Here is a 13,700-nt window from a genome sequence, read left to right as displayed (position 1 = left end):
TGCTACTGCATACGGAGTCAGAATGAGCGATAGTTCCAAGCCAAACAAGGCCGTTATCCTTGCCCGTGGACTAGGGTCGCGTATGCGCCGCGAGTCGGATGAAGCATCCTTGACGAAAGAGCAGTCTGCCGCAGCAGACCAGGGAGTCAAGGCAATGATTTCCTTTGGACGGCCTTTCCTCGACTACGTGATCAGCGGCCTTGCAGACGCGGGATATGACGACATTTGTCTTGTCATCGGCCCCGAACACGACATCATTCGTGACTACTACGATTCCATTCCCAAGTCTCGCGTGAAGATCTCGTATGCGATCCAAGAGGAGCCCCTTGGTACGGCCAATGCGGTGCTGGCTGCTGAGGAGTTTGCGGGCGAGGACGCTGTGGTCGTGCTCAACTCCGACAACTACTACCCCGTTGATGCATACCGCGCGCTCCACGAACTTGATGGCTCCGGTTTGATCGGGTTTGATCCCGAGGCGTTGATTGAGAAATCAAACATTGCCGCGGACCGGGTGGGTGCCTTCGCCTTCGTGGTTGCGGACGCTGATGGCAATATGGAAGAAATCGTTGAGAAGCCTGACGCGCAGACCATTGCTCGGCTGGGGGACGAGGCCGTGGTTTCGATGAACCTGTGGCGTTTTACACCCGCGATCTTTGCGGCTGCGAAGCAGGTGCCACTCTCCACCAGGGGAGAGTATGAGTTGCAGGATGCCGTCAGGCAGGCAATTGCTGACGGGGATCCCTTCACCGTGGTTCCACTGGCAGAGGGCGTCCTCGACATGTCGAACCGTGACGACATTGCTTCCGTTGCAGACGCGCTCAATGAACTGGAAGTAGTTCTGTGAGCTGGTTCGTGCCCGGACGCGTCGAAGTCTTCGGCAAGCACACTGACTACGCGGGTGGACGGTCACTGCTGATTGCTTCACAGCAGGGTGTAACAGCATCGGCGACGGATGGCCCTGACGGAGCCCTCCCCGGCACAGTCACCGCAAGATCAACGGCTGCCGAGGGTGACGTTCAGTTGGTGGCGGGGGAACCCTCCGAGCTGCCTGCAGGGCACTGGGGCAACTACGTGCAGGCAACGATCGATCGATTGACCCTCAACTTCGGGGCATTGAAGCCGGTGGTCATTGAGGTTGATTCAACCCTGCCCTTAGCCTCGGGAATGAGCTCTTCTTCCGCACTGGTGGTTTCTGTCGCTCTGGCTCTTGCTGACCACAACGACCTGTGGAACAACCCTTCATGGAGTGAGAACATTCTGGACAGGGTCGACATGGCGGCGTACCTTGCAACCATTGAAAACGGCCTCGGATTCAAAGCGCTTCCCGGTGCGCGGGGGGTTGGAACATTTGGTGGTTCCCAGGACCACGCGGCAATGCTCAACTGTCATTCTGGACAATTGGGTATCTTCCGGTTTGCCCCCACAGTTGCGGAGGGAGCGGTGTCACTTCCGGACGGATGGACCTTTGTCATTGCTGTGTCAGGGGTGCTTGCTGAGAAGACCGGCGCGGCACTGCAGGCATACAACAATGCCTCACTACAGGTTCGCAGGCTGGCGGAGTTGTGGAGCTCCAAGAGCGGTGGCTCGGCAAACACCCTGGCTGAAGTGCTCGCTGAGGAGGGCGCTCGGGAGAAGATGCTTCTCTGGGCACAGCAAGACCCGCTACTGTTGGCCAGACTGAACGCCTACTTAGTAGAGATGGAACAGGCCATCCCCAGCGCGATTGAAGCACTGCGAAATGGCGATGTTGAGGGATTTGGCCAAGCCGCCCAGGTGTCGCATGAGAACGCGGATGCCAATTTGGGTAACCAGGTCGCTGAGACCAATGCGCTGCAGAGGCTTGCCCGTGAGCTAGGAGCGGTTGGTTCATCTGGGTTTGGGGCGGGGTTTGGCGGGTCTGTCTGGGCGTTGGTACGCACGGATGAAGCAGAGGCCTTCGCGGCGAACTGGCTCCGTGCATACCTTGAGGAGTTTCCCGAGCACTCAGAACGGGCTTCGACCCTTCTGACGGAACCGGCGGAGTCGGCACACAGGGTGTAGAGGGCGGGCCAGCACTGGCTCCTGATTCGTCTTTCGCGAAATGTATACGTGGGGGAGAAATGCACGTCTTGGGGCAGTACCCCAGGCGAACATTCCGCCCCCCCACGTATACGTTTGGGGTGCTCCAAGTGGCTAGGCGTCCAACCAAGCGCTCCCGTAGCCATCCAGCGTGACATCGCGCTTGAATCCATTGGCTCCGACCACTTCGGTGGATTGTTCGTCCGCAGAGTTGTTGTAGACAAATGCGCGGCTCACGTTCGGGTACCACGCAACCTCGACCTCAGGATTCGTGGTAACTAGAACATCTCGCCACTGACCTTCAGCGTTCGCCGCCCACGTCAATGCCCTCATGAGTAGGCGGGAGTTCGCAGCCGAGTAGGGCAGTCCACCAATGTAGACGGCCCGCCCCTGCCCATAGCTGTTGACAGCCAACTTCACTGAGCCTTCGTCCTCGGCCAAAACCTGCACATTTGGACCGGTCGCGATCATGTCACCGGGATCTTCCCCGGTGTCGAGGTCGCCGTGGAGGTCTTCAAGGATGAAGTGGCCCTGGACTGGGCTTTCAGGGTGGCGCGTGGACGACAGAGTCCAGTGGATCTCCATGTCAACTCCGAGCACATCGTCCAGGATAATCGCGGGGCCAGACTCCGGGGTGACACCGGTTGGCGCACCAATCCCGACGAAGCCGCCTCCGTTCCACACAAACTCGCGGACCAGCCTCTGGAGTTCGGGGTTATTCCATTCCTTTCCACCGGAAAAAGCAGTGTCTCGCGCGCCAGCGTTGATGATGACATCGACATCATTGAGGATGCTTCCCTGCGTTGAGCAGACGTCCTCGAACGAAATAAAGCGGACGTCAAGAGGAAGTCCAGCCAGAGACTCGATAACTCCGACGTAGCTGTAGATCTGCTTGTACCACAGTGCGTGCGCGACCATGTAGGTTTGCCAGGTTCGCAATGCGCCCCAAGAGTTGAGGACCGCCACAACCGGCTTTGCGTTCGCTGGCAGCTCCCCATTGCTCTCATCGTGAAGCGAGCGGAACTCGGCCACAATCTCTTCAACCTTGTCGATGAAGTCTGGGAACTGTAAGGCTAGGGAGAGATAGCCTCCGTAGCCAATTCGGTCGAGGGGTTTGCGGACGATGGCACGACGTGCTTGCGCCCAGCTCACAACGGCCTCGCCGATCGGATCACCTTCTGGGTTGAACACGTCGGGGAAGAAGTAGGGGAGGAATCGGCCCTCGGTGTAGCGCACGCCGGGAATGTCCGAGATCATTCTGCAAGTTGCGGCCGAACCAACTGACCCGACAACTGCGTCCAGATTGATGGCGGGGAAATATGGTCCATAGGGTTCGGTTCCGATCCAGTTGTCGCCAAGGAACATGATGGCTTCGCGTCCCTCATCATGCGTGATTGCCACCAGCTCGGCAGCTTTCTGAGATACGCGGCGCGAAGTGAAGTCGACCCATGCTTTGAACTGGTTACTGGGAACACGAAGAGGTGTGTTGTAGTGGCCGGCATCGATGAAGTCTTCCGGCGTCATTCGCCAGCCGTGCTCTACAGCGAACTCTTCCAACGCCGGGATCGAGACGGCAGCGGAGTAGCCGAACCAGTCGACGTACTTCTCACGGGCGTGGTCATCAAATGCCAAGGTGAAGTGATAGAAGAAGGTCGTGAACCGCACGACATCCACTTCGGGGTGAGCATCCAGCCAGGTGCCCAGGGCCCCTTTGACGTGGTTCCAAGTCTCGGGATACGCGACATCGTACGTGCGGTCCTTACGTCGCGTGGGGTCATCTGCCCAGTGATTCGTGATGTAGTTGTATGTCTGGGTGCTGTCCCAGATCTGTTTTGCAAGAAAATCCACCGTGTAGATGTGGAAGGGCGCAGGGCAGTCGATGACGACAATCGCCGATCCGGCATCATCGGGATAGTCTCCCACTACGTCTGCGCCCGCCTCCATGGGAAGAGGTGGTGCTGCAGTGACCGTCCAGGCACTTGTCGGTAGTGTTTCTCCCGTCGTCCGATCAATCACCTGCCAGTAGTGCTCCCTATCCGCTACCAAATCAGGTGTGAACTGGGCACTGAGGTAGCCCTCCATGACGTTGATCGACAGGGCTTCGTTCGAGGTCGCCGTAACCGGGCGGGACATGAGGAACTGGCGTACGCGCTGCTCCGGCACAGATACTGCCCATTCTTCGTCGCCTCGAGCAGGGAAGTATGTCGAATAGACCTTGGCAAAACCATCGCTCACCCAGTCGGGGAGCTCCGTGCCGTCTGAGTTGCGCACAGCATCGACCTGGAGTCTCTCCATAAGAGCGTGAATCTCGTCGTCGATGCCTGTTTCAATCGGTAGGGTCAGGCGCCCCGCGGGGGCTCTGTTCTCTTGCTTCGCGTCGGTCACAACAGTCCTGTCTACGAGTAGGTTTTGTTAGATGAGTTCTTACCCGATGGTGAAGGTATGACCAAGGTCAACGACATCGTTGACCGCTGGAACACCGAGAACCCCAACATTCATGTCACCGCCACCAAGTTCGATGGTGCGGCTCAGGAAATGATCAAGAAGGTTGAGACCGACATCAACGCTGGTGCCGGACCTTGCCTCGCGCAGCTCGGCTACTCAGAGGTCCCGGAGCTCTTTGTTAAGGGTCTGACCGAGGACGTCACGGAGTACGCAACCCAGTACGAGTCGAACTACTCTGGCGCATTCAACATGATGAAGGTCGGTGAGACCATTGTTGGTCTCCCGCAGGACACCGGACCCCTTGTTTATTTCTACAACAAGGCTGCATTCGAAGAGCTCGGCATTGAAGTTCCGACCACTCTCGAAGAGTTCCAGACCGCGGCTGCAACTGCTGCCGCCGCTGGCAAGTACATCGCAACCTTCCAGCCCGATGAGGCTCAGTACTGGCTGTCTGCACAGTCCGCTGCTGCCGGTGGCTCCTGGTACAACTTCGTGAACGATGAGTGGAAGGTTGACGCAAACTCTGACGCCTCCGCAGTGGTTGCTGACTTCTGGCAGAAGATGCTCGACGACAAGACCGTCTCGGTTCTTGAGCGTTGGGGTGACGCATTTGGCAAGTCGCTGACCGATGGCGAACTCATCGGCACCATTGGTGCTGCTTGGGAGACTCCTCTGCTGGTTGACACAATGGCTGGGACCGACAATGACGGCAAGTGGGCAGTCGCACAGCTTCCTGACTTCGGTGCTGGCGCGCTGACCGGCCCCGATGGCGGTTCAGGCGTTGCAGTGATGAAGGGTTGTGAACACCCTGAGCAGGCCATGGAGTTCAATAACTGGTTCAACACCCAGATCGATGACCTGGTTTCCCAGGGCCTCGTGATTGCCGCCAAGGGTGAGATGACCACCCCGGAGAACATTTCTGCGTTCTACGGTGGCCAGGATGTCTTCGCTGAGCTAGCAACCGCAAATGCGAACCTCTCCGCAGACTTCGCCTACATGCCGTTCTTCTCGGCAGTTGGCCCGTCCATGGTTGAGGCCGCGGCTGCAGCCGGATCCGGTTCCGGAACGGTAGCAGATGTCTACACTGCTGCACAGGATGCGTCAATCAAGGCGCTGACTGACGGAAACCTCCCGGTTGCCGAATAGAAGTATCGAAGTAGCCTGAATGATGGTGATTGGGGGCGGCCTTCTCTGAAAGGTCGCCCTCGTTCACGAGTATGAAGCGGTAAGAGAAGACGCGATGGAGCGAGATGTCAACACCAGACACAGTTACGCTGGCTGACCCGGCGCTAAGCCCGAAGGATAAACCTCTGGGTGGACCTCGAAGTAGTGGAAAGCGCGGGAAGGCTGGTTCAAAGGCAGTCTCTCGTCGTCAAGCACGCGCAGAGTGGGCTTTTGTTGCCCCCTTTACGCTTGCTTTTATCCTGGTATTCCTGATCCCTATTGGGGTCGCGATCAAGCAGTCATTCACACGCAAGGTCCCTGCTGGGGGTGGGGCCTTCGGCGGTGGCGACCTCGTTGATTCCTTCGTCGGACTAGAGAACTACAAGTACGTCATCACAAACGAGCGCTTTTGGGATGGCATCGGACGGGTCGTCCTCTATACGCTCTTCCAGATCCCAGTGATGATCATTATGGCGCTGGTGCTAGCGCTGCTCATCGATGCACTGATCATTAAGCGGGTTGCAATATTCCGCCTGGGCAACTTCCTCCCCTATGCAATCCCCGGCATTGTCGCGGCGATGGTCTGGCTCTACCTATATACTCCGGAGATCTCCCCGCTGGTCAAGGGTCTGGCAGTCGGGCCTGGCCGCAGGTTCAGTCAAGGGATAGAACGAGGGCGCGTGGCGCACGCGTAGGAGTATCCATCAAGGACTCACGAATGAGGGGCACGACCCAACGGGTCGTGCCCCTTGTCACACCACAGGGTCCGCATGCGGCAGGCACTGTTGACTTGTTGACTAGCTGGCGCCGCTGGCTTGTTCGCACCGGAGGGATTAGGGAGCCAGCACGGCTTGCAAAACAGTGTGATATATGGCCGGCGGGGCCGAGTTGGCTCCGTGAGGCCTAACCAACTCTGAATGGCCGGGAAAAGCCCTGGTCTGCGCTAGCGACTTGCCGAGAAGTACACCGCCAACGACTGCGGCTCCATGGTGTCGCTTCCACCCACCGCAGCCTGCTCGCCTTGGGCCAGAGCCAAGGCAGCCGAGTCAATCCCGCCCTCACGTTGCGTCGGCCAAGACGTGTCAGCCACCAGGACCCAGGGGTTCCCGTGGCTCTCCGGCAGCGTGATCTTTGTCGGGTTAAGAGTCCCGTTGATCACGACGAGGGCATCCACATCGTCGAGCATTCGTCCTGATCGGCGCATTTGGAAGACGCGGTTCTTGGGCTCCGACCATCCGTCGGCGCTCATGGGCGAACCTTTCCGGGTGAACCAGGAAACGTCAGGCAGCGTGTCGCCTTCGGGGATCTGTCCGCTTGCAAACGACGTGGGTCGTAGCACGGGGTGTGCTGCGCGGAGCTCAAGTAGGTACCGCACCCAGGAGAGCAGGTCCTCCTGGCTCTCATCCATTTCCCAGTCCACCCAGGAGATCGGGGAGTCCTGACAGTATGCATTGTTGTTTCCATATTGCGTACGGCCGAACTCATCCCCGGCCGTGATCATCGGCGTTCCTGCCGACACCAGCAGAGTTGTTAGCAAATTGCGACGTGACCTTTCACGTGCGTATGAAAGCTCCTCAACAACACCGGTCGGATCGGTTAGATCCGGGTTCATAGCAGACGCTGCGGACGTTCCTTCAACGCCGTGGTTCCAGGAGTGATTGTTGTTAGTGCCATCCTGGTTATTCTCCAGGTTCGCCATGTTGTGCTTATGGTCGTAGGAGGTGAGGTCGGCCAGGGCAAATCCGTCGTGTGCCGTCAGGAAGTTGACGGAAGCCAGCGGGCCACGCTTCGCGCCCGGTTGCCATCCGAACATGTCTGCAGATCCGGATAGGCGAGTAGCCAGATCATTGGGACCGGACACCTGCCGTCCAGCGGACTGCTGTTGGAAGTCCGTCAGCCAGAACTTGCGAATCGAGTCCCGATAGCGATCGTTCCACTCCCCGAACGGTATCGGGAAATGCCCGGTTTGCCAGCCGCCGAGGCCAAGATCCCAAGGCTCCGCAATCAGCTTGACGTCACGTAGGACGGGGTCTTGAGCCGCTGCAACCAGGAAGGGATGGAAGTCGGTGTACCCCGTGTCTAGGCGACCAAGAGTTGTGGCGAGATCAAAACGGAACCCGTCAACACCCATCGATTCAACCCAGTAGCGCAGGGAGTCCAGGGTCATCTGCACGACGCGTTCTTCCGAAAAGTTCAACGTGTTGCCACACCCGGTGTCATCAATCATGTAGCGAGGACGGTCGAGGACGCGGCGGTAGTACAGGAGAGAGTCGAGCCCGCGCCAACATACAGTCGGTCCAGTGTCTCCGCCCTCGCACGTGTGGTTGTAGACAACATCCAGGATGACCTCTATCCCGGCGCCATGCAGGATAGAAACCATGCCGCGGAACTCGTCAACAACGGCCCGCGGCCCTTGCGACTGTGAGGACCGGGTCGCAAACGATGGTTCCGGGGCAAAGAACGACATCGTCGAGTATCCCCAGTAGTTTGTTAGCCCACGTTCCGTGAGGAAGGGTTCATCCATCTTCGCGTGGACAGGGAGAAGCTCGAGTGTCGTCACGCCGAGGGATTTGATGTACTCGATTGTTGCTGGGTGGGCGAGACCCGCATAAGTGCCCCTGAGTTCCTCCGGTACGCCAGGGAGATTCTTGGTGAAACCCTTAACGTGCAACTCGTAGAGGACCGTGTGATCGGGGCTGATACGAGGGCGTGGTGCGATAGCGAAGCCATTGCCAATCACCACGGACACGGGGGCGAACAGGGCGGAGTTGAGGTTCGACTGCGCGAGAGGATATGTCGTCGGGTACATTTCGTGGTCGACATGGTGGGCGTGCAGAGCCGCGCTCAGTTCAGGGGTGCCTGAGATGGCGCGCGCATACGGATCCATAAGGAATTTTGAAGGGTTGTAGTAGAGCCCCGCATCGGGGTCCCACGGGCCGAAGGCTCGGAACCCATAGGTTGCGCCCTCGCTAATGCCATCGAGGTGTCCGTGCCACAGGCCTCTGTCAGGTCCGTGAAGGGCCCAGCGTTGTTCTCTTCTTCCGCTTCCCTCTCCCGACACCACACAGAAGTCAACTGCGGTCGCATGTGCTGCAACTACTGAGATATCCACACCCCCGTCAGGGCACACCCAAACCCCAATCCGGTCAGGGTTGGGGCTCACTCGAGGAACGGGCGTGGGCGAGGGGAGAAGTACGGTTTCATTGGGCCGCGTTGCATTAGGGCTTGTCACGTTGTTCCCCCCGGTCCATTGCGCTCCGCCACCACTCCAAGGCATGGCTCTTCATACCCCAAGCTTGCACCATCTTCTGACCTTCAGAGCCCGATCTCACCAACAAGCGTCCAAATGTGCATGGCAGACTATTCTCATGAGAATCGTTGTATGTGTAAAACATGTCCCAGATGCTGACTCGGACAGGCGAATAGAGCAGGGGCGTTTGGTACGCGGTGAGGATGATGTCCTCAATGAACTGGACGAACACGCCATTGAGGCAGCCGTTTCGATTGTCGAAGATCTGGGCGGTGAAGTAGTTGCGCTAACAATGGGACCGGCAGACTCCGAGGACGCACTGGTGAGAGCCCTGCAGATGGGAGCGGACCGTGGTGTCCTCATTAGCGATGATTCACTTGCGGGGGCAGATGCCGTTGGAACCGCCAGAATCCTTGCTCGGGCGATCGAAGTGATCGGGGACGAAGGGCCGGTTGACCTGGTGCTTACGGGAATGGCGAGCCTCGATGGAATGACCTCAATGCTTGCACCCGCTTTAGCAACATACTTGAACTGGCCGCTGCTCGACATTGCCCATTCCGTTGAGATTGCTGCCGATGCTCCCAGCACCGTCACCGTCGAGCGCAGGGTTGATGGCTCACTGGACACGCTGAAGGCACGTACCCCCGTCGTGGTTTCCGTGACCGACCAGGTCAACGAGCCCCGCTATCCGTCATTCAAGGACCTTCGTGCAGCTCGGGCCAAGCCCCTTGACATCTGGGAAGGTTGGGATTGGGCGGGTCCTGCTAGCGAACTTGAGTCCCTGCCCATCAGCGCGATTGAGGTGGTCGCGGCGACCCCCGTTCAGCGCGAAGAGGGCGTGGTCATCACAGATTCCGGCGAGGGCGGCAGCGCGTTGGCTGCGTTCCTCGCAGACAAGATTGAGAAGTAGGGAGGACAGTCGACATGGAACGGATTGACAAGCCCATACTGGTCGTTGTTGAGAATGAGAAGACCATTGACGAACCAACCCTGTCCTTAGCGTCGGTGAAAGTCCTCCATTTCGCCCGAACTCTAACAACCGGCACCGTTGCCGCTCTCAGCGTGGCGCAGGACATTGACGAGGACGGGCTTCGCCTTGGCGGGGCTGACGTCATCTATGTGCCCGAATCTGGCGGCTACTCACCCCTGGTTCCAGCTGCAATCGCTGACACCGCGCGCTCAGCCGTAGAAAACCTGGGTGATGTTGGTGCTGTGCTGACGGTTACCACCTACCTTGGTCGCGCTGTGACAGCTATGCTGGCAACCGCATTTCAAGCGGGCGGAGCCGTCGACGTCACCCGTGTTTGGGTGAGCGGATCTGAACTCTTTGCACAGAAAGCGGCCCTTGGTGGCGCGTGGGAGACATCCTTCCACACCACGCAGGGTGCCCCTGTTCTGGCAGTTAGGCCGGGGTTTGGGGACAAAGAGGGACCAGCGGGCGAAGGAGAGATCGTCTCGCTCGCACCCCGACTCTCCTCGGGCGCACTGCAGGTCGAGGTTATTTCTCACGTGGTCGAACCGAAAGGATCGCGTGTCTCGTTGACCGATGCGGATGTGGTTGTTGCGGGAGGGCGCGGCACGAATGGCGATTTCACCTTGGTTGAGAATCTCGCAGATGCCCTCGGAGGGGCAGTTGGAGCCACTCGCGTAGCCTGTGACGAAGGATGGGTCCCGCGAGCGGCTCAGATTGGCCAGACTGGGGTGACAGTTGCTCCCAAACTGTTTGTGGGTCTCGGCGTCTCCGGAGCGGTCCATCACACGTGTGGGATGCTGGGATCACAGATTATCGTCGCGGTCGTTGATGACCCGGATGCTCCCATAATTGAACTCGCAGATTTCACGGTTGTGGGGGACGTAAGCGAGGTCGTGCCGCAGGCTCTGGAAATCCTTTCGGCACAAAGCTAGGGACGCCACCAAGTTGAGGAAAACTCTCGACAAACCCCCACTCGGTCCCGTCTATCTAGACCACGCAGCAACCACCCCCATGCGAGCGTCCGCGAAGCGGGCCTGGCTTGAGACCGTTGATGAACTCTCGGCTCGACCGGGAAACCCCTCGTCGCTCCACGCTGGTGGACGAGGTGCCCGGTTGCTGTTGGAGCAGGCGCGCGAACGGCTGGCCGAGGCGCTTGGTGGCGAACGTGCCGAAGTGGTCTTCACTTCCGGCGCAACGGAGTCAGCCGCTCTGGGAGTTTCAGGTGCTGCATTGGGCCGCAGAGCGATGCTCCCCGAATCAGAGTGGGCGTGGCTACTTTCAGGTGTGGAACACCCGGCAGTTCTTGAACAACGCGTGCCCCTACGTGCGACCGGCATTACTGACCTGATGATCCCGTTGCAAGATGACGGAGTCATCGACCTGGACGAGGACGCCCTGGCGTCTCGTACGGCCGGGCGTGAGATTGCCCTTGGTTCGCTGGCAATGGTTTGCTCCGAGACCGGAGTGATTCAGCCACTTGAGGAGTTCACGCAGATCTGCCGCAGACTTGCACCTGGTGCGTACGTGCATTCCGATGCGACGCAAGCGATCGGTAACCTTCCTGTGTCGTTCTCTGCTCTCGGCCTTGACCTCATGACGATTGGCGGTCACAAATTTGGGGCGCCAGTGGGAACCGGCGCACTGCTTGTAAAGAGAGGTGTAGCACTCAAGTCCGATCGGCCCGGAGGTGGCCACGAAAGAGGGATTCGCTCAGGAACCCCGGATGTTGCCGGCGCGGTTGCTCTTAGCGTCGCAGCACAGGAAGCAGTGGGTGAACTCGGTGAGCGTCGACGTGTGACAGCCAAAATGCGCGCCAAACTTCTGGGGGGACTTCCCGAGCAAGTTGCGCTGACAACGACTGCCGGAGCCGTTGAGTCGATAGTTCACCTCAGCCTCCCGACTGCCCACCCCGAGGTCATCCTGCTAGAGATGGACCGCCAGGGCATCCACGTTTCAGCCGGTTCCGCGTGCCACGCAGGCGTTACCAGACCCTCTTCCGTCCTCCTCCACATGGGGCGTGATGAACACTCCGCCCTCGGGGTTCTCAGAGTGTCAATGAGTGCCACAACTTCAGAAGAAGAGATTGACAGATTCCTCGCAGCTTTGCCCCACGCTCTTGAGCAAGCGCAACGGATGGACCAGTATGACCTGCGAGGTAGCTCCCGGTCATTTCGCCGAAAGGGTGGGGAGATGGAAGGTCAAGGGGTACCAAAATGAGAGTTCTTGCGGCACTGTCGGGCGGCGTTGATTCAGCTGTTGCAGCGGCGCTTGCGGTCGACGCCGGTCATGATGTCACAGCCGTGCACATGGCGTTGTCTAGTGAACCGCAAGCCTGCCGGGTCGGATCCCGGGGCTGCTGCTCGTTAGAGGACTCCCAAGATGCGGCGCGAGCTGCGGAGATCCTCGGGGTTCCCTTCTATGTTTGGGACCTTTCGGAGCAGTTCGAAGAGACTGTCATTGACGACTTCTTGGCGGAGTACCGAGCGGGGCACACACCGAACCCCTGCGTTCGTTGTAATGAGTTCGTGAAGTTCAAAGAGTTGCTGGATCGCGGTCGGGCCCTAGGTTTCGATGCGGTTTGCACGGGTCACTACGCGAAGTTGGTCCATGGACCAGATGGCTGCGAACTTCATCGCGGCGATGATGAGTTGAAGGACCAGAGTTACGTTCTGGCGGTGATGGGCCGCGACGAGCTATCGCATGTTCTACTTCCACTGGGCGATGCGCCCTCGAAGGCATGGGTCCGTGAGCAGGCGGAAATCCGTGGTCTTGGGGTTTCCAACAAACCTGATTCGTACGATATTTGCTTCATTCCCGACGGTGACACGGGCGGATTCCTTGAGCGCCACCTCGGCTCGGCGCCCGGGCAGATTGTCGATGAAGACGGCACGGTGCTCGGTGAGCATTCCGGGTATTACAAGTACACGATCGGGCAGAGAAAGGGCCTGCGCATTGGGACGCCCTCGACATCAGGAAAACCAAGGTACGTATTGGCGACCGAACCTGCAACCAATACCGTAGTGGTAGGCGAGTCGACTCTACTTTCCGTGAACACGATCGCGACCAGGAACCTGGTTTGGCAGTCAGCTCCGGAAGACCTCGTTGTGGACGAGGACGCGCAGGAAGCGTTTGGTACAGCAATGGGGACAAGGGCCCTGAGAGACGTCCCTGAGAACGTCTTCACGGTGCAGATTCGAGCTCACGGCACACCAACGGTGGTTGCTGCTCTGCAGGTTGTGTCCGCGCACGACGGGGACGCCCTCGAACACTTGGTCGTTAAGCTGGCGGAGCCGATCCGTGGGGTCGCACCCGGCCAGTCCCTGGTGGTCTACAAGGGGCGCCGAGTTGTTGCAGAGGGGACCATTGCGACTGCGGTGAGGACTGCGATGTCGGTCTCATCATCGCAGCGTACGAATGTGGCATAGTTTGTAATCAGCCGTGTTTTGGGGCCGCGACACGCCCGAAACGTGAGCATTGGAGTCGAAGATGCCGACGGGGTGGTGTGTATCTCGTCCCAGGGAGTTGGCGTTGGGGGCCAAGGCATGCCAAACTATGCAAGCTGCCCTGCGCAAGCGGGGTAGTCCTGGACGCGGTAGACGCTGAAGGTTGAGGCACTTTTCGGTTCCTCCTTCTTCAGTGCGTACTTGCAGAAAGGTAAGGCCCGGGCACCAGAGCCTGGCCGACGGGAATACCCCACAGCCCTAGTTTCCAAAGTGGAAGCAGGTCGGGGCTCAGTTCGCTGAGTTCCGATTCCGACAGGGTTCAAGACGTGGGAGAACAAGTCGGCACTAGCGGACCCCGGAGCCGTAG

10 protein-coding genes are annotated in these 13,700 nt (G+C 59.0%); 8 read left to right on the top strand and 2 right to left on the bottom strand.

Going from position 1 to position 13,700, the window contains the following annotated elements; translation table 11 throughout:
* Positions 1–22 precede the first annotated feature (22 nt).
* Positions 23–844 (top strand): nucleotidyltransferase family protein, encoded by an 822-nt coding sequence (locus IDL90_RS09155; protein WP_187994992.1) that lies wholly within the window; start codon positions 23–25, stop codon positions 842–844.
* Positions 841–2,040: a galactokinase family protein gene (locus tag IDL90_RS09150; protein WP_187994993.1), complete on the top strand. Its 1,200-nt coding sequence runs from the start codon at positions 841–843 to the stop codon at positions 2,038–2,040. Before IDL90_RS09155 ends, IDL90_RS09150 begins: the two co-directional genes overlap by 4 nt.
* A gap of 132 nt (positions 2,041–2,172) precedes the next feature.
* On the opposite strand, the gene gnpA is transcribed toward IDL90_RS09150, so the two are convergent.
* Positions 2,173–4,443 carry a 1,3-beta-galactosyl-N-acetylhexosamine phosphorylase gene (gene gnpA / locus IDL90_RS09145; RefSeq protein WP_187994994.1) on the bottom strand — a complete coding sequence of 757 codons (2,271 nt, stop codon included), beginning with the start codon at positions 4,441–4,443 and terminating at the stop codon, positions 2,173–2,175.
* Positions 4,444–4,500: 57 nt separating this feature from the next.
* Here gnpA and IDL90_RS09140 point away from each other — a divergent pair, with 57 nt between their 5' ends.
* Positions 4,501–5,649, top strand: a complete 1,149-nt coding sequence (locus IDL90_RS09140; protein WP_187994995.1) for an ABC transporter substrate-binding protein — start codon at positions 4,501–4,503, stop codon at positions 5,647–5,649.
* Positions 5,650–5,753: 104 nt separating this feature from the next.
* The gene (locus tag IDL90_RS09135) at positions 5,754–6,362 is read left to right on the top strand and encodes a carbohydrate ABC transporter permease (RefSeq protein ID WP_187994996.1); all 609 of its coding nucleotides are present in this window, start codon (positions 5,754–5,756) and stop codon (positions 6,360–6,362) included.
* Positions 6,363–6,610: 248 nt separating this feature from the next.
* On the opposite strand, the gene glgX is transcribed toward IDL90_RS09135, so the two are convergent.
* Positions 6,611–8,830, bottom strand: coding sequence for a glycogen debranching protein GlgX (gene glgX, locus IDL90_RS09130; protein WP_316930310.1), 2,220 nt, complete (start codon positions 8,828–8,830; stop codon positions 6,611–6,613).
* Between the two features lie 205 nt (positions 8,831–9,035).
* On the opposite strand from glgX, the gene IDL90_RS09125 reads away from it, so the two are divergent.
* The 4 genes from IDL90_RS09125 to mnmA are packed head-to-tail and all read left to right on the top strand — an operon-like array spanning position 9,036 to position 13,315.
* Positions 9,036–9,827, top strand: coding sequence for an electron transfer flavoprotein subunit beta/FixA family protein (locus IDL90_RS09125; protein WP_182142018.1), 792 nt, complete (start codon positions 9,036–9,038; stop codon positions 9,825–9,827).
* A 14-nt stretch (positions 9,828–9,841) separates the two neighbouring features.
* A complete protein-coding gene (locus IDL90_RS09120) occupies positions 9,842–10,822 on the top strand; it encodes an electron transfer flavoprotein subunit alpha/FixB family protein (protein ID WP_187994998.1) in 981 nt (326 codons plus the stop codon).
* Positions 10,823–10,835: 13 nt separating this feature from the next.
* Positions 10,836–12,107: a cysteine desulfurase family protein gene (locus IDL90_RS09115; protein WP_262509127.1), complete on the top strand. Its 1,272-nt coding sequence runs from the start codon at positions 10,836–10,838 to the stop codon at positions 12,105–12,107.
* Positions 12,104–13,315, top strand: a complete 1,212-nt coding sequence (gene mnmA / locus IDL90_RS09110; RefSeq protein WP_187995000.1) for a tRNA 2-thiouridine(34) synthase MnmA — start codon at positions 12,104–12,106, stop codon at positions 13,313–13,315. Before IDL90_RS09115 ends, mnmA begins: the two co-directional genes overlap by 4 nt.
* Positions 13,316–13,700: the final 385 nt, after the last annotated feature.

The sequence above is a fragment of the Schaalia sp. JY-X159 genome, from assembly GCF_014525425.1.
Taxonomy (GTDB): Bacteria; Actinomycetota; Actinomycetes; order Actinomycetales; family Actinomycetaceae; genus Scrofimicrobium.
This window is presented reverse-complemented; position numbering and strand designations above follow the sequence as displayed.

Bases quoted from the DNA above. Each gene is read 5' to 3' on its own strand.
- IDL90_RS09155 (WP_187994992.1), top strand. From the start codon at position 23: ATGAGCGATAGTTCCAAGCCAAACAAGGCCGTTATCCTTGCCCGTGGA.
- IDL90_RS09140 (WP_187994995.1), top strand. From the start codon at position 4,501: ATGACCAAGGTCAACGACATCGTTGACCGCTGGAACACCGAGAACCCC.
- IDL90_RS09135 (WP_187994996.1), top strand. From the start codon at position 5,754: ATGTCAACACCAGACACAGTTACGCTGGCTGACCCGGCGCTAAGCCCG.
- IDL90_RS09125 (WP_182142018.1), top strand. From the start codon at position 9,036: ATGAGAATCGTTGTATGTGTAAAACATGTCCCAGATGCTGACTCGGAC.
- IDL90_RS09120 (WP_187994998.1), top strand. From the start codon at position 9,842: ATGGAACGGATTGACAAGCCCATACTGGTCGTTGTTGAGAATGAGAAG.
- mnmA (WP_187995000.1), top strand. From the start codon at position 12,104: ATGAGAGTTCTTGCGGCACTGTCGGGCGGCGTTGATTCAGCTGTTGCA.